Raw genomic sequence first — 24,773 nt, forward strand, 5'->3', positions numbered from 1 at the left:
GCTTGTATTGCCAAGCCAGTCGGTTTCAGTGGTTTTGTTTCCGTTGGCATCGTATGTGTAAGTAGTTGTTTTTTCCCTGCCATCTACAGTTGTTTCAACAGCTAGAAGTCTGTTTAAACCGTCATAGTTATATGTCTTTACATTTCCATTTCCGTCAGTTTCCGAGTATTTATTTCCATTTAAGTCATAGGTTGAATACGTAGTTATGGCCTGGGTATTATCGGACTTTTTCTCTGTATGGGAAAGCTGTCTCCCCTGATTATCGTAGGTATAGAGGTCAACCTTTCCCATTGAGTTTAGTTGTTGCTTCAATTGTCCCATTTCATCATACTGGCTTGTTACCATTATTGAAGGTATGGTGCTGTCTCCCGGTGCAACTGTCTTTCTGACTTTCCCCAGAGCGTTATATTCAAATGTAGTGGTATTGCCGTTTCCGTCAGTCTGCGCCAGTATTCTGCCTGCAAGGTCATAGGTAGAATGCTTTATTACCTTTGGTGCAGATGAAGGATTTTTTTTCAAACTTACTGAAAGTATATCCCCTGCATCGTTGTATGTGTACCGGGTTTCCACTTTGTTTGCATTTGTTTCAGATATCTTTCTTGCCAATCCGTCATATTCATTTCTGGAAGTAAATGCAAGATCATATTCCTTTGCTACCGGGTCTTTTGAAGTTATTATCAGGTTTGCCAGATTGTATGTATACTCGGTACCATAACCTGAATTTATTTTTTCTTCCAGTGTTGTTCCTACTCCTGAGTCATATCCCGCAGCATCCAGTTCTTTTATGAGATTACCTGAATTATCATATTTGCAGGTTTTTGTGTATATGGTTACCCACTGGTTTGTAACAGGGTCTACATATATGTCCTTTTTTGCTATGACTCTATCCATTGCATCGTAAACATATTCAATCCGGTTCAGGTCGTAAATGCTTTTTGTGGTATCGTAGTTTTTTGGTGTTACTTCCGCTATCTTTCTTCCTGCTAGGTCGTAATCGAAGGCTGTTACACCGTTTTGGGCATCTGTTACTTTAATCAATAATCCCCTTTGATTATACTCATACTTTGTGATACCGCCCTTTGCATCTGTTTTTGTAAGGGGATTGCCGGCCCAGTCGTAGGTTGTGGAATTGGTGATTGTAACGGCTGCACCTTTTTCGTCCACTCCGGGTTCACTTTGGGACAGTAGTCTGTCCAGTACATCATATTCAAAGGTTGTGGTTACCTTGTTGGGGGCTGTCACGGTTTTTGTATTACCATTCTTGTCATAGGTGTAGGCGGTTGTAAGGACAGTGTCCGTTGTGTCGTCAAAATCTTTTCCGTACAGGTCTCCTGCTTTTACATGTTGCTCCTTTTTTTCCAGCTTTCCAAGATAATTGTATGTATACTCTGTTACAAGCTTATTGGTTGCATCTGTATATACAATTTCTTTTATAACATTTCCTTCATCATCATATAGGTATTCCGTCTTTCCTCCTTCAGAATCGCTTGTCTGGCTGACGTTACCGTTTTTGTAATACTGGTAGTTTGTTATTGCAAGGCTTTCAGGTATTGACCACAGGGTTACCTTGTCTTTGCCTGATTTCACCGCAGACTTTCTTCCAGCCTTGTCATATTCGGTTTTGTTGTAAGTGTACAGTGTGTTTCCGTTTGATACTTCAAATGGGGTCCACTGTTCTGTCAATCTGTTTAATCCGTCATATCTGAAGTATGTACTGCTTCCATTAGCTGCAATCTGCCTGTTAATTGTTCCGTTTGCATTGTATATTGTTCTGAGTCTGGTACCATCGGGATTCTGCTGTTCTATGAGCCTGTCGGCATAGTCATAGGTGTAAACTGTGACAGCCTTGTCCTTAGAATTCAGAAATTTTGTTTCTGTTTTTTGTGTTTTTCCATCCTCCAAAGTTGCATAACTGTATTGGGTAAGTAGTACTTCAGGTACTGATGAATTATCCCTGAAGTAAATTTTAAGTGGTCTGTCCAGAACATCATACTCATATCTGTAAATTGCGCCGTTGGGTTCTGTTTCGGTAAGAATGTTTCCGTATACATCGTAAGTGAAGCTTGATTTATCCCCTAATGCATTGGTTTGTTCCTTGATTTTTCCACTGTCAAAGTATTCGTATCTGGTTCCCACCGTATTGTCATTGTATGTATCGGCTTCTACATTATCCTTTGTACTGTCATATTGGTTTGGGGTAACTTCTTGTATCTTTCTTCCCAATAGGTCAAATACAGTTCTTTGGGTCTCATTTTTTGAGCTTACTGTTGTAATTTTAATTAATTGGCCGTTTTTATCATACGCAAATTCTGTTTTGTTGCCCTTTGGGGTTATTTGTGCGGTTTTCCAACCTATTCGGTTGTACTCATAAGTTGTAACTTTGCCTGTCTCCGGGTCAGATACTGTTTTTACATCACCGTAAGTGTTGTAGGTGTATGTGGTGGTATTTCCTTCCGGGTCAGTTTCACTTTTTAATAATCCCTTTGCAGATAAACCCGATTCTTCTCCTGTATAATATTGGTAGGAGGTTATTGCAAAACCTGTATTGTTTGTGCCGTCGTATATATCTATTCCGTTAAGGGGTTGTACCTTCTTTATCAGGTTTATCTTGTTTTCATCGTACAAATTGTAGGTTGTCTTCCCGCACTCATCTACTTCTTTTGTTATATTGTTTTTTTCATCATATTCTTTTAGTTGGGTACTTCCGTCAGGATTAATAATTTTGGTTACATTACCTCTATCATCAATCTCATACTGAGTTTTATTTCCATCACGGTCCGTTTGAGATTTTACATCGCCATATTTGTTTTTGCCTCCGTCTTGGAAATATTCAGTATAGCTGGATTTCCCGTCAGGGTCCTGCACTCTGGTGGTGTAGAAGGAGGAATCAAACCAATAGGAGGATACCCTTCCATTTATATCGGTGATAGTAGTTTTCCTATTCGTCATATCATAGGCATATTTTACTGTATCTCCCAGAGAATCTGTTGCTTCTGATACCTTGTGCTGGTTTTCGCCTTCTGCATGATTATATGTGATTTTCTCAACTACCTTTTCGTTATGGTCTTGTATCTGATTCAGGTATCCCCATGTATCATAGAAGTACCTCATCTTACCGCCCATTGGGTCTGTAACCACTGACAGTCTATTATTACCGTCATATTCATATGCTACCGCCCTGTTTTCCGGGTCAGTAATTTTTTGAATTAGTCCGTTTGCTCCGTAGGTCAGAGTAAAAGCCCTACCCACGGTGTCGGTTATTTTGGTTATTTTCCCGCTGCCATCAACAGTTATATTTATGGAATTACCGTTTCTGTCTTCCATTTTTATAAGGTAACGGTTGGTATTAAAGGTATACTCATATTGATCGGGAGTAGTCAATGTATATGTACCGTCAGCATTTTTTATAAATTTACTTCTGGATTCCTCCGGCTCGTACATATTACCATTTAACCTGAATCGCTCAACGCTTCCGTTTGGAAGTGAAACATCTACAACTTCCGTCCCCTCGACTCTCCCTGTAAAACCAAAGGTCCAGCCTCTGCCAAATTCTTTGCTGACATCACTTCTGGAGTTGTAGGTACGTGATATGTTTACCTGAAAACCGGGTGCAGGTACACTCATGTCGTTTACTGTAACCGAGAAGTTTCCTGATGCGGGATTCACACCTGATTCCCCGTAATGGAGCTTTTCTTTTATTTTTGCAAGTTGATCCATGGTGTACCAAGTGTCAATATTACCACCCTGTTGTCCTGCCGGAACAGTACTGTTGTCATTTCCGGGGCCCTCGTATGTATCCGGTTCCGGTTTTGTATTTGTCAAGGCGGCATATGCATCTACCCTTCCGCCGGAGGAAACCTTTTCACTTAGGTTTGTGCAGGATACCACGTTATCTTTTATACGCTGTGAAATCTGTGTTATGGTCAGATTTGGCACATAACTTTGCAAAAGTGCTGCAATTCCCGTTACAAAAGGAACGGCTGCCGACGTTCCGGTAAAATAATCATATGTGTTTCCGGGTGTAGTACTTAAAATATTTACTCCCGGAGCCGCTACATGAATTTTGTTGCCATAGCTTGAATATGGGGAAAGTACTCCCTTGCTGTCTATGGAAGCAACTGATAACACATTTGGAATGTCAAAACATGCTGGATATACCGGGGATACTGCAACATCAGCTCCTCTGTTTCCCGCAGCACAAATGAACAGGATGCCGCTGTTTGACATGGTGTCCTTTAGTGCAAAATTGTCATCGGTACCGCCAAAGCTGCAGTTTATTATTTTGACACCCATTTTCATTGCGTATTCTATTGCATCTATCGCATCACAGGTGTAGCCCCAGTTTCCGTTAATAAATTTCAATGGCAATACCTTTACTTTTGATGCAATACCGCATATTCCCTCACTGTTTGCTTCTGCTGCAATTATTCCTGCAACATGTGTTCCGTGAAAGTCCAGTGTTGCATCATCATATACGGTTTTATCTGAATTTACAAAGTCCCAACCGTTAATATCATCTATGTATCCGTTGTTGTCATCGTCTACTCCGTTGCCCGGAATTTCCTTTGTATTTACAAATATGTTATTTTTCAAGTCATTGTGGCTGATGTCAACACCCGTATCCAAAAGTCCTACTACAACAGAGGAAGAGCCCTGAGTCAGATTCCATGCATTTAATGTATTTATATCGACTCCGTTTCTTCCCAGCTGCCCCTCTGTTTCCTGCCCGTTGTTTTGAAGCCCCCATTGGTGTTCAAACATCGGGTCTGACGGAGCAGACATGATGTTGAGTTTGTAGTTTGGCTGTGCATACAAAACATCAGGGTCTTTTTTTAACTCATCAACTACTTGGGATATATCATCCTTTGCGTCTATTTCCAGTAAATCAATCTTGTTTTTTTCATATTTCTTTTTTAAATTCAGCTTTTTGAGCTTTACTTTCTTTTTTAGGTTATTTTTAACCTTGTCCTGATTTGAGCTGTTTTTATATTTAACCAGAATTTCAGTTTTTTCATGGTGAACCATAGCGACAGTTTGTTTATCAGCTTTTTCATTACTATTTCCTGCTGCAAAGCTTAGTGATGGTAAATATGCAAGTATATTTGTTATTAACATAGCCATAACAAGAATTCTGGATATTGCGATTCGTATTTTTTTCACTGATGTATCTCCCCTTTTAATCCTTTATTGTATGGTGTAGGTAATTTGGGCTGGGCCGTCATGCTTTGCCCTGAGCCTTATACTATTAACAATACCTGACCATACCTGCCAGGACTGTGCAGAGCCGTTCTTAACAAACACAATTGTTCCGGGAGCTACCTGCTTTACGGTAATATCAGTGCCGTAAATATCTCCTTCCTGTGTGTCCGTCTTTGGGGTGAAGCCACAAAGGTCGATTAAATCAAAATCGTTAGTATCGTACTGAATTGAAAAGGTATATCTGTTCAAATCCTGAATGTCTGAACCGGATAAAATCAGGTCAAATTCTTCACCTGACAATGAAGTAATATCATATGTTTGTACTGAATTCAGGGTCTTTATTATCATTGGGGTACTCCATTCACTACTGCCTGAAATACTTCTGGCTCTTACTCTGTAGGTATGGGTTGTATCGGGGGAAAGTCCTTTATGTAAATAGCTTGTGCCTGTACCGTTGTCAACAATTGTTCCATCAACCTCAATTTCAAATTCCTCCGCACCTGCAACCTTATCCCAGCTCACAAGTATGGATGTCATGTTAGAGGAGGATACCAAATTTGAAGGGATAGCCGGACCTTGGGGAAGTGTTGAAACAGAAAACAGACTGCACCATTCTCCTGCCCCGGAACTGTTATTGGCTCTTACCCGATAGGTATGTTTTGTCCCTGTCTGAAGTCCTTTACTCGTAAATGTTGTTGCATTCACACTTGATGTTATTATTCCGTCTGCTTCAACATCATAGGAAATTGCACCATCAATTTTATTCCACATGATTGATATTGAAGTCTTTTTAGCAATGCCTGCTACATTTGGTACATTGCCAGAAGTAAATTTTGTAGACTTGATTAATGGATTACTCCAGTTACTGGTACCACCTCCACTCACCGCCCTGACTCTTATCTCATGTTGTGAATTTGCCTCCAGACCTTCGGCTAAATAAGTTGTTTCTGATATTCCTGTTATAATAGAACCGTCAAAATCCAGTTCATAAGTTGTTGCTCCCTCAATCGGCTGCCAGTTGATTGTCAAAGAGGTTTCTTCTGAGGTTGCAGTTAAACCCTGAGGGGTTTGGAGTAAAAATGCATTAATCGTCAATGGTTCTGTCCATTCACTTACCCCTGTGTTACTTTTCGCCCTTACTCTGTAAGTGTGGGTAGTATTTGGCAGTAATCCGTTATGTATACAGGAGGTTTCATCTCCGTTGTCGGTGACCGCACCATCAACTTCCACTTCATAGCCAGTTGCATTGACAACCTGATTCCATGACAATACAATCGAAGTATTATCCGAAATGGCCTTTAAGTTTGAAGGTGCTCCAAATTCATTTGTAAGTGTAGCGGAAACAATTGCGGCACTCCATTCACTTGTTATGCCGCTCTTCTTCGCTCTTACCCGGTAAACATGCTGTGTTCCCGGTGCGAGATTGCTATGGGTATAGGTAGTTCGTGTACCATTGTCAAATGCAGCTCCGTCTACTGATATCTCATAGCCTGATGCTCCGCTTACCTTGTCCCATGTGAGAGTTATGCTGTTTAGAGCCGGAGTTGCTGAAATATTTACCGGTACCGGCACCGTATCAAGAAGTGTGGTGGTATTCACATACCCGCTCCATTCACTCTTTCCTCCCGGATTAATGCTTCTTACCCGGTATGAATGATGGGTTCCCGGAGTTAGGCTGTTATGAATGTAGTTTGTATTTGGGCCATTGTTGACCAGTACCCCGTCCACTTCTATATCGTATCCGGTTGCTCCTGAGACATTGTTCCAGGTAACCGTAATCGAGGTACTCAAAGGCACCGTATTAAGGTTAACAGGGATATCCGGCGAAGCGGGTAGTGTGGATTTTGTGATTGGTGCACTCCAGTTACCGGGGCCCCCTGCATTTCTGCCTCTGACCCGATATGTATGAGGTGTTCCGGGATTAAGACCAACATGTGTGTATACAGTGGCAGTATCAGTATTTACAACTGTTCCGTCAACCTCGACTTCATAACCTATAGCCCCACTTGAAGCATCCCATGAGACAGTTATGGTCTTATCTGTGGCGGTAGCAATTATATTTGCAGGTGAACCGGGAGGTGCAATGAGAGTTGTCCCACTCACTGAAGAACTGGCAACAGTTTCGATATTTTCAGCATTTCTTGCTCTTGCTGTAAAGGTATAGGTTCGCTCAGGATACAGACCCGTGACAGTAACCTTTTTGTTTTTAAGAGTAATCCATGCAGGTGCAGAAGTGAGGGTTCCCTCTTGGGTTACATACTGACTGCCGTTATTTACACTGACTTGATATTGTGTAGCAGCTGAATTATTGTCGGTAGTTTCAATATCAAGAGCGTAAGACGCTGGGTTATTTACTTCAAGTGTGGGAACAGTCGCTTTAGTGTACACATTCTGTAAACTGGCTGAAATGTGTCCCTTTGCATCCTTTGCCTCAAACTTTGTAAGATATTGAGTATTTGGTGTCAAATCACTCTGAGAAGTGTATGTACCAGAGTCAATCCATGAAGATACCTCAGAACCGATAGTGTATCTGTAAGGTTCCATAGCAAGCCCGGCTATACTGTCTGTAGCCTTTCCTGAAAGAGTTACGGTATCGGTTGTTGACGAACTTGAGATTTCTCCATGTAAAGGAGCTGACTTGTCTACTTGGAAATTAATAGTCTGAGTAAACGGCTCAGTAGTCCTGCCGTCTGTAACCTCATAGGTTATTGTGTGAGTCCCGTCTGACAGTGAACTCATGTCAATTGGACTAAATGATACTGACTTGGTTTCTGTAGTGTTATTTACGGACTTAGTATCCCTTGGTGTCGTTTCAGAATCTATGTAGTATTTACACGTCAGAGGATCATTGTTTTCATCAGAAACAGTAATTTGAGGAACAAAATTTGTGTCTGCCTCGGAGAATACTTCATTTTGTTTTGGAGTTACAGCTTCAAAAACAGGATAATAGTTTATTGAGTATTCTGTTACCCGATCTATAAAATTATTTTCCACATCCAAACCACCGTAAATATACATTTTACCGTTCATTTCAGTAGCTGAGTTACGTTTATGAGCTATTGGACACGACTTCCTTTGGGTCCATATATCATTTTTTGGATCATATTCCAATAACTGGTTTGTAGCAATTCCATTCGCAAAATATCCACCCGATATATACATTTTATTATTTAGTACTACTGCCGCCGGCTGACCGTATACTTCAATAGGGTTGTCTTTTTTCTTTAGCCATGTATTAGCAATTGGATCATATTCCCACAAATCATTATGAGATGTAGTATCATATCCTCCATATATGTATATTTTCCCATTTATTACAGCGGCTGATTGGAAACTACGAGCAAAAGGAATACCTGTTTTTTGTTCCCAAGTGTCAGTGATAGGATCATATACTAAAATACTAGTAGCGTTATTACCATCGTTACAACCTCCTATCACATACATTTTACCATTTACCACCACCGCTTCATGTCTACTTCTAGCATCAGGAGCATCTTTCTTTTTCGTCCATTTAGCAGTTGCCGGATCATATTCCCACAAGTCCTTATTATAGACAACAGATCCGGAGTAGTAATTTATCCCACCAAAAACGTACATTTTACCGTTTATAGCCACCGCAGTGTGTTCCTCTCTGCCACTAGGATCATTGTCGGAGTTTGTAGTCCATGTGTTGGCTGCCAAATCATATACCAATAATTCCTTGTTGTATCCAGACCAGTAAGATTTGCCTCCAAAAATATAAATTTTGTTACCTATTGCCACACCATTTGTATATACGTGACCACGAATACTACCCATTACTGTCCACTTCTCTTCAAATGTCGCCTTGTTACCCTTTACATACCAATACCCATCGGTATACACCCCGTCATCAGGGTATGTACCATCCGGAACCTGAATATCAGACTTCACAAGGGAATTCTTTGTAATTACACCATTCACTACTTTGGTAGTATATTGTGAGTAGTAATATATTCCCGTAACCGCTTTTACTTCATTTCCAAACTTTACAAAGTCTTTCTTTACTGTGGGATTTCCAACTATTGTAATCCCCGACAACACAATAGACATTGCCAGCAGAAATGCCATTATCTTCTTACCCGTTTTGTGCAAAAACATACATAATCTCCTTTTTTATTGAATTTTGTCAAACGCTGGATTATATAATATTACCATCATTGACAACCTCTTTCAATTACGTTCTGTTTTTGTTTACAGTTTTTTATTTACACATTACAAATCTCTAAAATCCCCGCACCCTTCTCACTTCCCCACTTTCAGCAATACATCCATGATATAATGTACTGCTCGTTATACCATGTATCTATTCCCACGGTTTCATTATCCTTGAGGCTGTCATACCTACCATCAGATGTAATAACTCGCACTCCATATTCCTCCAGAAAATCAAGGAAAAGCAGAGTTTTGGCATTGTTTCTTCCCAGTCTTGACAAGTCCTTTAAAACAACGAGATTTACATTGCACGCCATTACGTCTTTTTTCAGTTCTTCAAGGGCATACCTTTCAAAGCCCGCACCTGAAACATTGTCATCAACATAAGTTTTATAGATGGTTCCGAAATTATTTTTTTTTACAAAGTTTGCCAGAAGCTTTTTCTGTGTTTCAATAGTCTCAATGTTTTCCTCATTCTCGTCTCTGCTTTGCCTTACATATATACCTATATGATAATTGATATCGGGTTTGTTAAATCCAAGCATGGCATCCTCCCCATTTTTACGACTAATCTGCATAAATACTATTCTATTTATATTCAGTTGTTTCTGATTATAAAAATTGTCCATGAAAAAGGCATACTAACCGATTAACAGTTAGTATGCCTTTATATGTCAGAATTCTTTTTATACTACATTTTTTTACCCTCACAAGTAGGAAGCATTTCATCAAGATACTCATTTATTAATTCAGCAGGTTTATGTCCCGGTCTTTCAAATCCAAGTATCATATTACAGTGGGCATAACCTTTCACGATATATAATTTTGCATCTTTGGCCCCTTTTTCAACTAGCTTGTCATGTAATTCTATGGAATTTGTTCTGGGAACCAGCCAGTCATCCCCACCATGTAATATCAGACAAGGGGGTTCTTTTCCGGTTATATGTGAAACAGGTGAACATTCAACTTTATTATTATCTCCCCCCAACATTGCGATTATTGCCGCATTGAGCATAGGGGGCATGTAGTTCTCCGGAAGGTTAAAATCATGAATACCACTCATAGGTATCCAGCACTTAACCTTTTTAATATCTATATCATATTTTTTGTGCCATTTAACTCCTGCAACAAGAAGAGCGGCCAAATGTCCTCCTGCGGAATGCCCGATTACACAAATTCTATTTGGGTCTCCGCCATAATCATGTATGTTTTCCTGTACCCATTTAAGGGCTTTCGCACAGTCTTCTATTATTACGGGGTGTGTCACATTAGGTGATAATCTATAATTTATGGAAACAACCGTATATCCTTTTTTTAACCAGTCTATTGCTACAAATCTTGTATTGCTCTTATCTTCATTTGTCCAGCCGCCTCCATGTATATAGAAAATAACCGGTCGTTTCTTTTTTTCTGGATTTTTTAAATGGTGAATGTCAAGTCTTTGCAGCGGGTCCTCACTGTAAGGCCTTGCAAAGTAGTCCTGACGATTTGGATCTGGTGTGGCATAAAGAAACGGATACTCTTGTCCACATTGTCCGTAAAATGCCCAATCCTTTTCCTGGATTGAGTTTAACGGTTCCTTAGAATCTACAAACTGCCTATAATCAGCCTCATAATTCATAATTTCTCTGCCTCCGTATTTAGGTTATGACATTGATTTTAATTTCAATTTGTAGATTCTACAAAATATTTACAAATTCCTCCCATTTGTACAATATTTTTTATAAATTAACATCTAATTCTAAACTTTCAAATCTCTGTTCTTATAAAATAAATAAGTTGAGCTCACAAAAACTGCGACAAGTACAATACACAAAACTACTATTGTAACGTCAATACCCTTCCCGTCAACTATATCCTTGTAACTGAAATATTTAAAGGGTGAAAAGACATTAATAACGTTCACTTTATCTGTCAAATCAGTAATCTTAGCTACAATAAAGCTTCCCATAAGTATTCCTGCTGCTGCTGACCCTGAGGCTTTTGGTTTTTTCATTACAGAAGCAAGAGCTGCGCCTAAAGACAAAAATACAAGTTGAACAATTAACATGCTCACAAAAAACACCGCAATGTTCTTAGTAATGTCCTCTCCCTTGTTATAAACATTAACCATCATTAAAGATGAAATAAAGCTTATCAGGTTGACAATCACCACATTTACAAAAGCTGCAAAAAACTTTGAAGTAATTACCTTTGTACGCGATACAGGTTTCACCATCAAAAATTCCGTGGTTTTATCCCTTTCCTCTTTTGCAATTATTCCGCTTCCCAGCAGAACTGCATGTATAGCCACCGCAAGCTCAATATATACAAACATCATTCCGAAAAACCCGCTGATTGTTGTAACATCAAAAGAACCCATTCCTAAAAGCGCCTTCAAGGAATACGGCATTTTTTCAAAAACATCACTGCCTCCCCCTCCAGAAGAGTAAGCAGTATATTTTCCCATACCGCTCAGTATCAATAAAAACATGCATACACTCCATATAATCAAGGCTTTTCGGTTCGCCTTCAGTTCTCTAAAAAAAATATTCATAATAAAGCCCTCCTATTAGCTAAATCCCAAACAGTTAACTCACTGCATGGATATCCTTCCTGATATAAATGATATAGCTTGCAATAATGGCTGCAATTACTATTACAGCAGCAGTAACAAGGTATGAAACCTCATAGCCTGCGTTTTTAATGATATAGGTTATGTCAAAATATTTGAAAGGAGAAATATATCGTGCAACATCATCACTTTTACCCGTAGAAATCAGAGCGCCCACCATATAAAACCCAAAAACCACACCAAGAGATATTGGAAGAACAGATTTCAGTTTTTTGAAAAATACTGACACAACCATGCCAATTGCCATAAAAATAATCTCTAGGAAGAATAATGTCAGATTTATCATAAAGAACAGCTTATTACTGTAATCTTCCGTCTTAACAGCATTTGCAATCAGAAGTGTTGTGACATAAAAAACAATATTTGTTGCAATTATAGTTGTTAATGCAGCCAACAACTTTGCACTTATTATTGACTTGCGGGAAACTGGCTTTACAAGCAGGAAATCTGCCGTCCGCTCTCTGGACTCCCTTGAAAGTATGGAAATGCCAAGATTCATACCCTGAATAGCACCGCAAAGTGTAATAAACGAGAATACCATAGAATAAAAACCCAATAAGGATGCAATATTTTCAATATTTATTCCGAGCATAGCTCTGATTGCTGGAGGATAATTGGCAAGTAGTTTTTTGAATTCTTCAGCATCAGCAGCTACACTGGGATACATGCAAAGAAAGAGTGCTGACAAAGCTATCAGGCTGACTGTCCATATAGCTGCTGTCTTTCTCATAGATTTAAGCTCATGCAGAAACATATTCATATAATTCATTCCTCCTTTACATAGTAATGCATAAAGATTTCCTCAAGGTCAGGTTCTTCGATTGAAATATTTCTAAGGTCAATATCAGCCATCTTTGCCATGATCAGGTTAATATTTCCTTTAAATATAAAATTAATGCTTTTACCTTTGCTTTCCAATTTGCTGACACCCTTTATATCAAACACATCCTTAGGAATAATTCCTTTAGTTTCAATGCTAATCTTCTTATAACTGTTTTCCTGAAGGGTACTCATCTTTTCAAGCTTTATAATCTTACCGTCCTTTATGAAAGCCACTCTGCTGCACATTTTCTGAACCTCACTGAGAATATGCGAGGAAAAGAACACTGTTGCTCCCTTACGGTTTTCCTCTGCAATAAGTTCAAAGAATTTCTGCTGCATGAGAGGATCAAGCCCACTGGTGGGTTCGTCAAGTATAATCAGCTTCGGTTCGTGAAGAAGTCCCTGCACAATACCCACCTTTTTCTTATTTCCGAAGGAAAGATCTTCTATTTTCCTTTTAAGGTCAAGATCCATTACTTCTGCAAGTTCTTTAATTCTTCTTGTACAGTCCTTTTTGTAAAAGCTGGCTGAATATTTCAAAAGGTCTATTACCCTCATATTGTCATAGTAAAATACCTCTGAAGGAAGATATCCCAATTCTTTTCTAACCTCAGGATGTTCTATGCAGCTTTTACCAAAAATAGTTGCATTACCCTCAGAGGGATATATCAGGCCAAGGAGCGTTCTGATAGTGGTTGACTTGCCCGCTCCATTGGGGCCGATAAAACCGAAAATTTCACCCTGCTCTACGCTGAGATTTATATTTTTTATACCTCTTGCTTTCCCATAACTTTTTGTAAGATTCTTAATTTCAATGACACTCATAAATACTCCTCCTTATAAAAATTGTTCCTGAGCAAATCCATACATTCATAAAATTCCTTTAACATAACATCTAAATCCAGTGTAGAAACAGGCAATTGACTAGAGTACCCTTCAGCCATCCATATAAGCATTTTCAGCACCAATTTGGGGTCAATACCTTCTTTAAATTTTGAAGTATCCATTCCGTCAAATGCGATTTTATCTCTGTAATCATCTCCAACGGCAAGGAGGGATGTAATATCTGACTTTACTTCCGGATCAGACTCAAAATATGCACCGATTAAAAAAGCAGGAATATCAGTATGTCTCTTCATTACTGAAGCTTTAAGTTCTGATGATTGCTTGATTCTTTCAAAGAAATCAGTAGCCGTGGAATCAAAGCCATTATTTATTTCATTAACAATTATGTCAGTGCACATACTTATCAAGTATAGGTATAAATCTTTTTTTGTCCCGAAGTAGTGAAATACCATGGCTTTTGAAATATCAGCAGCTTTGGCTATATCGCTGACAGAGGTTTTCTTGTAGCCATTTGCACCAAATGATTTAAGCGCCGCATCAACAATTCTCTTTTTTTTCTCTTCAGGTAGATTTAAAAACTTATCCAAAATATCACCTCGAAAATTTATAAACCGAATCGGTTGATATCAGAATACCACCATAAACCGATTCGGTCAATAGATTTATTAAATAAATCGGGTTGTGTATAAAAAAAAGACATAACACCGTATTATACGAAGCCTACAGGCTACTCGCTTTACGGTTATTATGCTTTTTAATTTAATCAGGTGAAAATTACCATCCTAAATCGTTTTTTATAGTTGCTGCAAGCTGGTCTGCCATCAGCCCATGAGTTTTAATGCTAGGATGCCAGTCCTCTCCGTAGCCGTTTGATTCAACCTGTACGGGAAATTCTATGAAATGAATCTTTAAATCCCCTGAAGTTTTTTTCTGGTCAACAACACTGGTAATGGCATCCTTGCACTTTGCCAGTTGATCCCATGACAGCATTGGCCCTACTGCACAATAGATATGGGCGTCAGGATACTGTCCTCTTATTTTTGTTACAAAGTTAGCATATGCCGTTGCGAAGGTTGTTTTATCAATAGAACCGGTACTAAAGTCATTGGTACCCAAATTGATTACAACCACCTGTGGAATCCATTTGCTTGTATCCCAAGTGAGAGTTGTATTGTAAGGAAGTACTCGGGAATAAACCGCAGGCATTAAGTCATTAAGATCCCCGCCATAGTTTTGTACCAACCCTTTTCCTGACCAGCAGACAGTTACCGGGTCAGCATTCAACAGTCTGGCAGTTATTGCTCCATACGCCATATATGCATTTTCATTTTTGCTGGTAAATGACTGATACTGGCTTGTTCCTTCGTTACCGTATCCGCATGTAATAGAATCACCTATGAATTCTATTCTTCTTGTTGATGGTGAAGGAGCAGGCAACAGGCCACCTCCGGTAACATTAAAGCCTAAAAATTGTGTTTCACCGATTGAAGCTTCAGTTCTTCTGACCAATTCAATACTGTGAACACCATCCCCGAGACCGGAAGCAAGAGTAACCGGGGAAGAGGCCCCTGCAGGAACATTAACAGGCGTTTTTACAACACCGTCTATTATAACATTAAACCAGTTATCCCCTGATGATTTAATAGTTGCACTGATTGCGGTTCCGGTAAAACTTGCCTTTATAGTTGAAGTACTCCATGCAAACTTAGGGCCGGCAGAATCGCTGGTATCAAATCTACCGACTAAAAGTACCCCCGGTTTTTCGGGTGTAGAATTAGTAGGTAGGGTCTTAACTATACCCAGTAGATATTGTTTTAAAATAGCAAAGTCCATTGCATCCAATGTACTATCACTATTTAAATCCATATAAAAGTGGTAAGTAGTATTCTGGTCCATCAGATATTGCTTTAATTTCATAAAATCCAGAGCGTCCACATTCCTGTCACCGTTAAAGTCACCATACACTCCGGGAGGCTCAAGTGCAGAAACGTTAGTGCTTCCCACACAAGTAAGGAATAATGTAAAAAGAAGTGAAAATACAACTAAAAAAGCCCCTGTTTTTCTTGTCATTGTTATTTTTCTCATATAAAAAACTCCTATATTCTTTATTTTTAAAATTATATTAAAACTCAATTTTAAATTGTGTCTCAGCATCCCCCCTTTACAATGCAATCAGGAAATACCGGCAGAATACAGGAATATTTACAAGGGTTAATAAAGAATTCAATAAGAAAGCAATATATCATTAGTAAAAAATAACTTAAATGATTGTAAAATAAAACCGGTACTAAATATTAATTACAGATTAAATGTCCCACCTCCTAACCCAAAAGATAATTTCAATTTCCAAGAATACTTTAATATTAACTTATATTAAATTCAATATTAAAAATTGTACTCCTTTAATATAAATAAAAAATATACATCCAAAAAATATTACAAATTACGAGTTAACAACTTTATAATAAGTTCCTTAATATCAATTTTACCTTTATATATGTTAACAACTTTTTTCGTTTTTGCTTTTGCCATATGAATACACCTCTAACCCTGTTAGAAATACTAGTATATTTATATTCAGTTAATATTAATTTAAAATTTGTCCTTTAAAAATCAAAATGGCACAACAATCTGAAGTAACCTGAAACAGGTAGAACTTCGGTGTTATGCCCTTAATTTCAAAAACTGATAGTTAGATATTTCTTTCTTCTGTAATTATAATGTCCATGGGAATATCATGTTCGTCGCAGGGTATTTCACCCATTATCTGGAAATCAAAAGCAACCCCTACCTTTAAACAGTTGTCTGATATTAAATCCAGAAACCTATCGTAATAACCGGCGCCGTAACCCATACGGTTTCTATGTAAATCAAATGCACATCCCGGTACAATTATAACATTGATTAAATCAGGACTGACTGTATTTTTATGTCCGGAAGTAGGCTCCAATACACCATAGGTTCCCGGCTCAAGTTCTTCGAGACTGCTTATTTTTACTGCCTCCATGGATTTTCCCTTAGCTTTAACAACACGAGGAACACATATCTGTTTACCTTGAGAAAGCCAGGTTTTAATAATATCATGAGTATAAACCTCGCTCCCAAAGCTTACATAACACATCAAGGTCTCTGCACGCTTAACACAGTCCAGCTGATATAGTTTTTGACCTATAATCTTCGATTTTTCATGTAAACTATCTGAACTTATGTTATTTCTAAAGGAAATGTATTTCTTTCTCATCTCATTCTTATTATACAAATTTCAGTAATCCCCTCCAGTTTAACCACAAAAAAGCCAACGTACAAAATGTAATAATAGAAACAGCTATCAGTACAGTTCCAAACGACCTTTTATCTTTTGCCTCATCAGATAAAAATACCATTCCCGCAATCAGGCCGATAACTTGCCCTATTACGGGAATCAGTACAGTAAGGACGGTTAATACTCCTTTTGTCCAATTACTGATAACCTTACTGTTTATGTAATTAAGATTCCCCAGTAACATTTCCCGTTCAAGGCCAGTTACCTCACTATTGTTCCAAGTCAGGTGGCTGTTATCATAACCCTTGTTATTGCTGTATTCCTGCTTCATCTGAATTAACCTCCAAACGTATTATGTTAATATTATAACATAATTTAACAGTCACGGAATGAGACCTTATTATCATTTTATACAGGAACGTAATACATTTCAAATAGTCCCTTTATAACGTCTTCATAGTTTGAGTTCGTTATTCTGTATAAGTACCCGTTTTCCATATGTAAATACATAGCTACATCGTATTTCTCACTGTTGTCCATTAAAGCACAAATCATGTCTACTGAATCCAACGGCTTGTAAAATTCCGTTGCCCATCTGCGAAGCGAACAATCTACCTCCATATCTTTCTCATAAAAGCTATCTAAAAATCGATTTAATTCTCCATGCTTGGTTGTCCATAAACTAATTGTAATTGCCATGACTATTCCCCCGTAAAAAAATCTGAATTGCCCAACAATATATATTTGACATTCATTCGGAATAACCTTTATGTAAATAGTGACAAAAACCAAGCCAAGAATTACCTGCTTAGAAGCCTCTTGGATAAGGTATCTACCTCAAACTTAATTTTTTCTTCATCTATCTGTGTAAATTTACGATTCTTCATCAGAATATTTCCGTCTACTATAACAGTATCCACATCAGCAGCCTGTGCAGAATATACAATCATTGCCACAGGGTTATTTTTAGGGTAAAAGTGAGGCTTGTCAGTGTCAACCAGTATTATGTCCGCTTTCATCCCTTCAGATAATATACCCGTGTCGTCAAACCCTATAGCTCTTGCACCATTAACGGTTCCCATTCTAAGAACATCCTGGGCTTTCATTAACTGTGGATTCATAGCAACACCCTTGTGCAGTATTGCTGCAAGATTCATTTCCTCAAACATATTAAGGTTATTATTGCTGGCAGCACCATCTGTACCAAGGCATACATTTATTCCCATGTCCATCATTTCAGGAACCCTTGCAATACCACTTCCAAGCTTTAGATTACTGGTTGGATTATGAACCACACTTGCCTTCTTTTCCTGCATAATTCTAAGGTCGCTATCGCTCAGGTGAACACAGTGTGCCGCCATAACAGGAACGTCAAGTACGCCTGTTTCCCTGCATATCTCAATAGAAGTCATACCATAGTCTTTTTTACTGGATTCAACCTCAGATACAGTTTCAAGTAAATGTATATGAATACCCGTATTCAGCTGTTTAGCCAGCTTAGCCGCATTTCTGAGAGTATTTTCATTAAACAAGTAAACTGAATGTATTTCTACAAAAACCTTTATTCTTCCATTTGCCGAATTATGATATCTGTTGTAATAATCAATGGTACCCTGACTTGCGTCCAGTCTTTTTAATTGTCCGTCCTCAAAAAATTGTACCGGGCTTTTGCAAAGGTTTGCTTTTATACCAGTTTCAGTTACAGCGCGTGCAACCTCATCCATAAACATATACATATCTGCAAAAGCAGTAATTCCTGATTTAAGCATTTCGGAGATACCAAGCATAGTACCCCAGTACACGTCTTTATCTGTAAGCTTCGCTTCAACAGGGAATATATTGTCAAACAGCCACTTTTCAAGTGCTAAATCATCAGCGTAATTTCTCATTAGCGTCATGGCACTGTGGGTATGGGCGTTTACCAGACCGGGCATTGCAATCTTGTTTTTTCCGTCAACTACTTCTTTTGCTTCTGCATTTTCAGGGAGACTGTCTGAAATAAAATCAATACGTCCGTCCTTAATTCCTATGTATCCGCCGGTAATCAACGGCTTACTTTCATCATTAGTTATTAATTCGGCATTTTTTATAAGTACGTCAAACATAATATTCATCCTCTCACATTATCAAACAAATACTAAATTAACATTTCAATTAAAAATTAAGCATATTACCGACATCTTATGTAAACACCGGTTAATATGCTTAATCTAAATTTTCATAATGCAATTTTAAATTTTTTACTCTGCCCAGCTGTTAAGATAATTATTTTGCTCTTTTGAAAGCTTATCTATTTTTACTCCCCATGATTTAAGTTTCATGGTTGCAACCTTTTTATCAAGATCAGCAGGAACATCAATTACCTTGTTTCCCAGCTTATTGTAATTTTTCAGCATATATTCGGCTGAAAGGGCCTGAAGAGCGAAGCTCATATCCATAATCTCAGCAGGATGTCCGTCACCTGCAGCAAGATTTACAAGTCTGCCTTCTGCCAGAAGATTAATCCATCTTCCGTTTTCCATCTTGTATCCTGTAATGTTATGTCTCTGAATCTGTTTTTCAACAGCGATTTTCTCCAATTCTTCCACCGAAACCTCAACATCAAAATGTCCTGCATTACAGAGAATAGCTCCATCTTTCATAAGATTGAAATGTTCCGCTGTAATAACATCACGGCATCCTGTTACGGTTATAAAGAAATCACCGACTTTTGCAGCATCGGACATTTTCATTACCTTGAATCCGTCCATCACTGCTTCTGCCGCCTTAATAGGGTCAACTTCAGTAACAATAACACTGGCACCAAAGCCTTTAGCCCTCATGGCAATGCCTTTGCCGCACCATCCGTATCCTGCAACAACTACATTTTTTCCAGCTACAATAAGATTGGTTGTTCTGTTAATACCATCCCAAACAGATTGTCCTGTACCATACCTGTTATCAAACAAGTACTTACAGTTTGCATTATTTACCGCAACCATCGGGAATCTCAGTACACCTTCTTTTTCCATAGCCTTTAAACGAAGTACCCCGGTAGTTGTTTCTTCACATCCACCCATAATATGCGGAAGAAGCTCTTTTCTCTTGGTATGCAGCAGGTTAACCAAATCGCCTCCATCATCAATGATAATATTTGGCTTGTATCCTAAAGCAAGATTCAAATGCTCCTCATATTCTTCCTTGGTTGAATTATACCATGCGTATACATCAAGACCGTCTGCTACAAGGCCGGCTGCTACGTCATCTTGCGTGGATAACGGATTACTGCCCGTAACAGAAACCTCTCCTCCTCCGATTGCAAATAACTTTGCGAGATAAGCTGTTTTAGCCTCCAGATGAACTGACACTACAACTCTTACTCCGTCAAAGGGCTTTGTCTCCCTGAACTCATCCTCAAGACTTCTGAGAAGAGGCATGTTCTTTCTTACCCATTCAATTTTCTGCTTTCCTTTATCTGCTAAAGAAATGTCGCGGATAACGCTTTTCATAAACCTAACCCCCATCTTTTAATTATCTGCAGTATGTAATACCACAGACAAACTACTGGACAATCAGCGTATTGTACTTTTTTACATAATAAAATAATCACATATAAAATATTTTTTCAACACCGGATAATATTATACGTATCATTAAAAATAAATATATCCGAATTAACCTATTCTATATTATTGTAAAATATCCTGCAAAAATAGTCAAAATATGATAATTTACTAAATCTTTAACGCTTTATTTTTGCTATGTTGGTTTTTTTTGTCACATTTTTCTTTCTTACAGTTTTCTTAGATATTGTAAAGATATAATTTTCACCGGAATTATTATCCCAGTTATCCGCTGCATCCTTAAAACAAATACCGCAGGTCTTACCGTCTTTAATATCAATTTCGGCTATAAAAGTACCGTTTTCTTTTGTCATTGTTACAAAGTATTTATTATCCCAGCTTTCTCCGAATCCAACATGAACATATATATTCTCTGCGCCATCTTGGCAAAGTAACCCGTTATACCTCAGAATTACCTTGTCTCCGCTGTACAAAGTTTTTTTTGATAAAACTACTCCATTATCATCATAATTTTTCTGTGCCATGTAGCTCCCTCCTTGATGTATCTTCAACACATTGCATGATTAATGCTATTTACCAGAATATTATACTATTGGAATTTACTTTTGTCAAAATTTGCCATATAGTTAGAAATATGGCTGAATGAGTTTTTCAATACTTGGATGTATGCCCAGAGTCTCTTTAAGCTTCTTGTACTCATTTATAAGGCTGTAGTTTATACCTCCTGCTTTTTCCGCTCTTATCATAAGGTTTTTTGGTGTTTCCAGAGGTGAAACATATTCTACAATAGATACCTTATATCCAAGTGCCTCAAGAATCAGTAAACGTATCCCATCTGTAAGCACATCTGCTAAACGTGCCTTCAATACACCATGTTTTGTAATACTGTGAAGCGTATCAAAAGAATACTGGCTCAATATTTCCTTTTGGCAGCAGGGTACCATAACCATTGCTTTTGCATTGTTCCTCACAGCCAGACTTATAGCTTCATCCGTAGCAGTATCGCAGGCATGAAGACTTATTACAAGATGAATATCTTTATCGGCAGTATAATCTCTTATGTCTGTTATTTTGAAATCCATATTCTTGTAGTCAAGGCTTTCTGCAATTTTATGTGATGCATCAATTACCGTTTTTGAAATATCCAGACCGGTAAAATAGCAGTTCTTTTTCAGTACATCCTTAATATAATAGTTCAGAACAAATGAAAGGTATGACTTCCCGCATCCGCAATCAATTACATTTAAGCTTCCGTATTTTGAACATAATGTTTCAAGCATACCGTCAACCAATTCAATATAGTGATCAATCTGGTTGTATTTCCTGATCATATCGTTTCTTATTTTGCCGTTCTCTCCAAGAATACCAATAGCCTTTAAGACATCATCCGCAGGCCCGACTTTTATAAAGTAATCCCTGTTTGCAATCTGTGCGGTTTCATTATGACCTTTAGATGATTCAGTAATTTCTGTATCCTTTGTCCTCATTTTAACATTTTTGTCATCAGCTTCAATTAATATGGAAGTCCCTCTTTCTTCATATAAAAGGGTTAAAGCTTCATAGCTTTCGGCAATCTTTGAAACTCTGGCACAAAGCCATGAAATCTCCAATTTATCAGTCCTGCCATTGTAATTTAAAAGCAACTTTTCGTCCTTTAGGCTTATATTGGCTTCATACTGTTTTGTGCCTGATTTAAGCTTAATAACTATACCCTTAAAAAAGCTTGAATTGTCTGTAATTCTCTGCTCCAGTCCTGTCAGGAAAAGCACCAGTTTTTGTACACTCTTTTTATTCATATCTCCAACCTCAACTAATTTTTATTATCAATAATAACTGCCTGCTTTAGCAGTTCAATGTCACTTTCTGCAAGTTCCTTACATTCCCCAAGTTTCAAATTCTCATCCAATTTAAGATTTCCCATGCTGAGACGTTTTAAATATATTACTTTTTTGCCTACAGCCTCAAACATTCTCTTTACCTGATGAAATTTACCTTCTACTATTGTGAGCTTTATTTCTGATAAATCATCGGATTTTAATATTTCCAGAACCGCCGGAAGCGTCTTATACCCATCGTCAAGAGTTACTCCTTGACTGAAGGCTTCTGCATCCTCCTGATTAACCCTTCCAAGCACTTTTGCATAATATTGCTTTGGAACATGCTTTTTCGGGGAAAGTATTTCATGGGACAGCTGACCGTCATTTGTCATAAGTACAAGACCTTCTGTATCTATATCCAGTCTTCCTGCCGGGAAAAGGTCAAAGCATTTGTATTCTTCAGGCAGAATGTCAAAAACAGTTCTTTGCTTTCTGTCACTAGTAGCCGAAATAACTCCCTGTGGCTTATTCATCATGATGTATATAAACTTGCGGTAATTCAGCCTCTCTCCATTTATTTCAATAATACTTGCTTCAGGGTCAACATGAATTCCGCTGTCTTTTACGATCTGACCGTCTACTGTAATGAGACCTTTTTTAACAGCACTCTTTATATCATTTCTTGAACCGAACCCAAAATTTGAAATAATCTTATCCAACCGTTGTTTCTGTTTCAAAATATACTCTCCTTCTTTATAGGAATTTAGCACTTAGGACATCTTTCTCCACCCTTTGGGGTATAGATTTTTAAGCATATCTCCGGTTTGCTTAGCCCATCCAAGAGGAAATTCATCCGCACAAACACCAGTATAACCTTTTTCACCTGAAACAATCAGCGTCTCACCCTTCAAATAACTGTTAACCTCACGTGAATCAGACCTGAAGCTTATAATATTCTTTAGTTCTCTTATATTCATTGATACTGCCAATGAATGGGAAGGTATAAACCCTTTATTTCCAATTTCACCCAGATACCAGCCAAATTTTGCAACCTTTAGTCCCGACAAATCAGGACATTCAACGGGTAAATGATACAGATTGGCACCTTTTTGAAATAAATACCCCTCTAGGCTCAGGTTGGTGTTATTTTCAACAAACTCACCCAACTGAGAGTTGAATTGTTTTACATCCCTTATGCCATTTACTTTTAAGGATTGAGACTTATCTGCAGACTTGCAAGCTGAATTCTCTAGCGTGCTTGAGGTTTCTGAGGAATCCTTTTTTCTCAGCAGCGCGGCAAAATGTCCTTCTCCATTGAGTTTATGAGGCCATAGACGGGCAGCCTTATCAAAGTCATATCCTCCTTTTGACCATTGGGTACGACCTCCCTCAATGCCCCCGGCTTTGGGTATTTCCAGTAGCTTGTAGCTCCCTTTATGTTCATCCATAAACCTTTCTATCATTAACTCATCCTCTTCAGGTGAGAAGGTACAGGTTGAATATAAAATAACGCCTCCCGGCTTTAACATAGTATCAACCTTCTGTAGAATATCCCACTGCATTCCGCAACACTTTTCACATTTAAATTTTTCCCAGCTTTTTATAGCATCTTCGTCCTTACGGAACATTCCTTCACCTGAACAGGGTGCATCAACCATTATTTTGTCAAAGTAATTCTGAAAGTTCACAGCCAGTTTATCCGGGCTTTCATTCAGAACTATAGCATTTCTTACACCTGCCAACTCAACATTCTTTACCAGTGCCTTTACCCTCTCGGAATTAATGTCATTTGCCACCAGCAAACCCTGTCCTTGCATCTGTGCAGCCATTTGGACAGTCTTACCTCCCGGTGCGGCACAAAGGTCTAAAACCCTTTCTCCGGGCTTTACTCCTATAACAGCCCCCGGAAGCATGGCACTGGGTTCCTGAATATAGTATAGGCCAGCATAATAATACGGGTGTCTCCCCGGATTATCTCCCTCCTGATAATAAAAACCGTCCTTGGTCCACGGTACAGGTTCAAGATGAAACGGTGCTATTTTTAAGAATTCTTCCACTGATATCTTCAAAGTATTTACTCTAAGGCCATAAAATCTTGGTTTTTTATATGATTCAAGGTATCTGTCGAATTCTTCACCCATCAGACCTTGCATTTTCTCAACAAATTCAATCGGTAGCTTCATATTACAAATATAACTCCTATGTTTAAATTTTTACAGGAGTTATTATAACACATACTCATAAAAGATTTTATAAATTTTTGTAAACCGCACTTGAAAAATAGAAATCACCATGCTATAATAGCTTTTGTCATTGAAAAATGGCCCATTGGTCAAGTGGCCTAAGACACCGCCCTCTCACGGCGGTAACAGGGGTTCGAATCCCCTATGGGTCACCAAAAAGAAGCTTTGTATATTTGCAAGGCTTCTTTTTTTATTAGTTATAAGTAATATTAAAAAAGCCTTGGAAGGCCACCT

18 protein-coding genes and 1 tRNA gene are annotated in these 24,773 nt (G+C 38.2%); 1 reads left to right on the top strand and 18 read right to left on the bottom strand.

Annotated features, from left to right (window positions below; all coding sequences use genetic code 11):
- The 18 genes from L323_RS0120405 to L323_RS22725 form a co-directional block, all read right to left on the bottom strand.
- On the bottom strand, window positions 1–5,160 hold a 5,160-nt coding region (locus tag L323_RS0120405), incomplete at its 3' end, for a S8 family serine peptidase (RefSeq protein WP_031341725.1).
- Between the two features lie 24 nt (window positions 5,161–5,184).
- On the bottom strand, window positions 5,185–9,318 hold the full coding sequence (locus L323_RS22645) for a Kelch repeat-containing protein (protein WP_020813921.1): 4,134 nt from the start codon (window positions 9,316–9,318) through the stop codon (window positions 5,185–5,187).
- Between the two features lie 158 nt (window positions 9,319–9,476).
- The gene (locus L323_RS22650) at window positions 9,477–9,917 is read right to left on the bottom strand and encodes a recombinase family protein (RefSeq protein WP_020813922.1); all 441 of its coding nucleotides are present in this window, start codon (window positions 9,915–9,917) and stop codon (window positions 9,477–9,479) included.
- A 146-nt stretch (window positions 9,918–10,063) separates the two neighbouring features.
- The gene (locus L323_RS22655) at window positions 10,064–10,993 is read right to left on the bottom strand and encodes an alpha/beta hydrolase (RefSeq protein WP_020813923.1); all 930 of its coding nucleotides are present in this window, start codon (window positions 10,991–10,993) and stop codon (window positions 10,064–10,066) included.
- A gap of 120 nt (window positions 10,994–11,113) precedes the next feature.
- Window positions 11,114–11,908: an ABC transporter permease subunit gene (locus L323_RS22660; RefSeq protein WP_020813924.1), complete on the bottom strand. Its 795-nt coding sequence runs from the start codon at window positions 11,906–11,908 to the stop codon at window positions 11,114–11,116.
- A gap of 34 nt (window positions 11,909–11,942) precedes the next feature.
- Window positions 11,943–12,746 carry an ABC transporter permease subunit gene (locus L323_RS22665; RefSeq protein WP_020813925.1) on the bottom strand — a complete coding sequence of 268 codons (804 nt, stop codon included), beginning with the start codon at window positions 12,744–12,746 and terminating at the stop codon, window positions 11,943–11,945.
- 5 nt (window positions 12,747–12,751) lie between these two features.
- Window positions 12,752–13,633, bottom strand: coding sequence for an ABC transporter ATP-binding protein (locus L323_RS22670; RefSeq protein ID WP_020813926.1), 882 nt, complete (start codon window positions 13,631–13,633; stop codon window positions 12,752–12,754).
- Window positions 13,630–14,241, bottom strand: coding sequence for a TetR/AcrR family transcriptional regulator (locus tag L323_RS22675; RefSeq protein ID WP_020813927.1), 612 nt, complete (start codon window positions 14,239–14,241; stop codon window positions 13,630–13,632). The genes L323_RS22670 and L323_RS22675 overlap by 4 nt, the downstream gene beginning before the upstream one ends.
- 187 nt (window positions 14,242–14,428) lie before the next feature.
- Window positions 14,429–15,739, bottom strand: a complete 1,311-nt coding sequence (locus L323_RS22680) for a GDSL-type esterase/lipase family protein (protein WP_031341727.1) — start codon at window positions 15,737–15,739, stop codon at window positions 14,429–14,431.
- 607 nt (window positions 15,740–16,346) lie between these two features.
- Window positions 16,347–16,913, bottom strand: coding sequence for a 5-formyltetrahydrofolate cyclo-ligase (locus L323_RS22685; protein WP_020813930.1), 567 nt, complete (start codon window positions 16,911–16,913; stop codon window positions 16,347–16,349).
- Window positions 16,906–17,247: a hypothetical protein gene (locus L323_RS22690; protein ID WP_020813931.1), complete on the bottom strand. Its 342-nt coding sequence runs from the start codon at window positions 17,245–17,247 to the stop codon at window positions 16,906–16,908. Before L323_RS22690 ends, L323_RS22685 begins: the two co-directional genes overlap by 8 nt.
- Before the next feature lie 77 nt (window positions 17,248–17,324).
- Complete coding sequence (locus tag L323_RS22695) at window positions 17,325–17,615, bottom strand: hypothetical protein (protein ID WP_020813932.1); 291 nt, start codon at window positions 17,613–17,615, stop codon at window positions 17,325–17,327.
- Window positions 17,616–17,716: 101 nt separating this feature from the next.
- Window positions 17,717–19,021, bottom strand: a complete 1,305-nt coding sequence (locus L323_RS22700) for an amidohydrolase (protein WP_020813933.1) — start codon at window positions 19,019–19,021, stop codon at window positions 17,717–17,719.
- Window positions 19,022–19,156: 135 nt separating this feature from the next.
- Window positions 19,157–20,404: an adenosylhomocysteinase gene (locus tag L323_RS22705; RefSeq protein ID WP_020813934.1), complete on the bottom strand. Its 1,248-nt coding sequence runs from the start codon at window positions 20,402–20,404 to the stop codon at window positions 19,157–19,159.
- A gap of 233 nt (window positions 20,405–20,637) precedes the next feature.
- Window positions 20,638–21,003, bottom strand: a complete 366-nt coding sequence (locus L323_RS22710) for a carbohydrate-binding protein (protein ID WP_020813935.1) — start codon at window positions 21,001–21,003, stop codon at window positions 20,638–20,640.
- A gap of 102 nt (window positions 21,004–21,105) precedes the next feature.
- Entirely contained in the window at window positions 21,106–22,275 is a 1,170-nt protein-coding gene (locus tag L323_RS22715) for a class I SAM-dependent methyltransferase (RefSeq protein ID WP_020813936.1), read from the bottom strand.
- A 14-nt stretch (window positions 22,276–22,289) separates the two neighbouring features.
- Window positions 22,290–23,033, bottom strand: a complete 744-nt coding sequence (locus L323_RS22720) for a pseudouridine synthase (protein ID WP_031341729.1) — start codon at window positions 23,031–23,033, stop codon at window positions 22,290–22,292.
- Between the two features lie 33 nt (window positions 23,034–23,066).
- Entirely contained in the window at window positions 23,067–24,479 is a 1,413-nt protein-coding gene (locus L323_RS22725; RefSeq protein ID WP_020813938.1) for an RsmF rRNA methyltransferase first C-terminal domain-containing protein, read from the bottom strand.
- 139 nt (window positions 24,480–24,618) lie between these two features.
- Here L323_RS22725 and L323_RS22730 point away from each other — a divergent pair.
- Window positions 24,619–24,694, top strand: a tRNA-Glu gene (locus L323_RS22730).
- Window positions 24,695–24,773: the final 79 nt, after the last annotated feature.

Source organism: Ruminiclostridium papyrosolvens C7 (genome assembly GCF_000421965.1).
Classification (GTDB): domain Bacteria; phylum Bacillota; class Clostridia; order Acetivibrionales; family DSM-1351; genus Ruminiclostridium; species Ruminiclostridium papyrosolvens_A.

Coding starts and splice junctions, on each gene's coding strand:
- L323_RS22645 (WP_020813921.1), bottom strand. CDS start 9,318: ATGTTTTTGCACAAAACGGGTAAGAAGATAATGGCATTTCTGCTGGCA.
- L323_RS22650 (WP_020813922.1), bottom strand. CDS start 9,917: ATGCTTGGATTTAACAAACCCGATATCAATTATCATATAGGTATATAT.
- L323_RS22655 (WP_020813923.1), bottom strand. CDS start 10,993: ATGAATTATGAGGCTGATTATAGGCAGTTTGTAGATTCTAAGGAACCG.
- L323_RS22660 (WP_020813924.1), bottom strand. CDS start 11,908: ATGAATATTTTTTTTAGAGAACTGAAGGCGAACCGAAAAGCCTTGATT.
- L323_RS22665 (WP_020813925.1), bottom strand. CDS start 12,746: ATGAATATGTTTCTGCATGAGCTTAAATCTATGAGAAAGACAGCAGCT.
- L323_RS22670 (WP_020813926.1), bottom strand. CDS start 13,633: ATGAGTGTCATTGAAATTAAGAATCTTACAAAAAGTTATGGGAAAGCA.
- L323_RS22680 (WP_031341727.1), bottom strand. CDS start 15,739: ATGAGAAAAATAACAATGACAAGAAAAACAGGGGCTTTTTTAGTTGTA.
- L323_RS22690 (WP_020813931.1), bottom strand. CDS start 17,247: ATGAAGCAGGAATACAGCAATAACAAGGGTTATGATAACAGCCACCTG.
- L323_RS22695 (WP_020813932.1), bottom strand. CDS start 17,615: ATGGCAATTACAATTAGTTTATGGACAACCAAGCATGGAGAATTAAAT.
- L323_RS22700 (WP_020813933.1), bottom strand. CDS start 19,021: ATGTTTGACGTACTTATAAAAAATGCCGAATTAATAACTAATGATGAA.
- L323_RS22705 (WP_020813934.1), bottom strand. CDS start 20,404: ATGAAAAGCGTTATCCGCGACATTTCTTTAGCAGATAAAGGAAAGCAG.
- L323_RS22710 (WP_020813935.1), bottom strand. CDS start 21,003: ATGGCACAGAAAAATTATGATGATAATGGAGTAGTTTTATCAAAAAAA.
- L323_RS22715 (WP_020813936.1), bottom strand. CDS start 22,275: ATGAATAAAAAGAGTGTACAAAAACTGGTGCTTTTCCTGACAGGACTG.
- L323_RS22725 (WP_020813938.1), bottom strand. CDS start 24,479: ATGAAGCTACCGATTGAATTTGTTGAGAAAATGCAAGGTCTGATGGGT.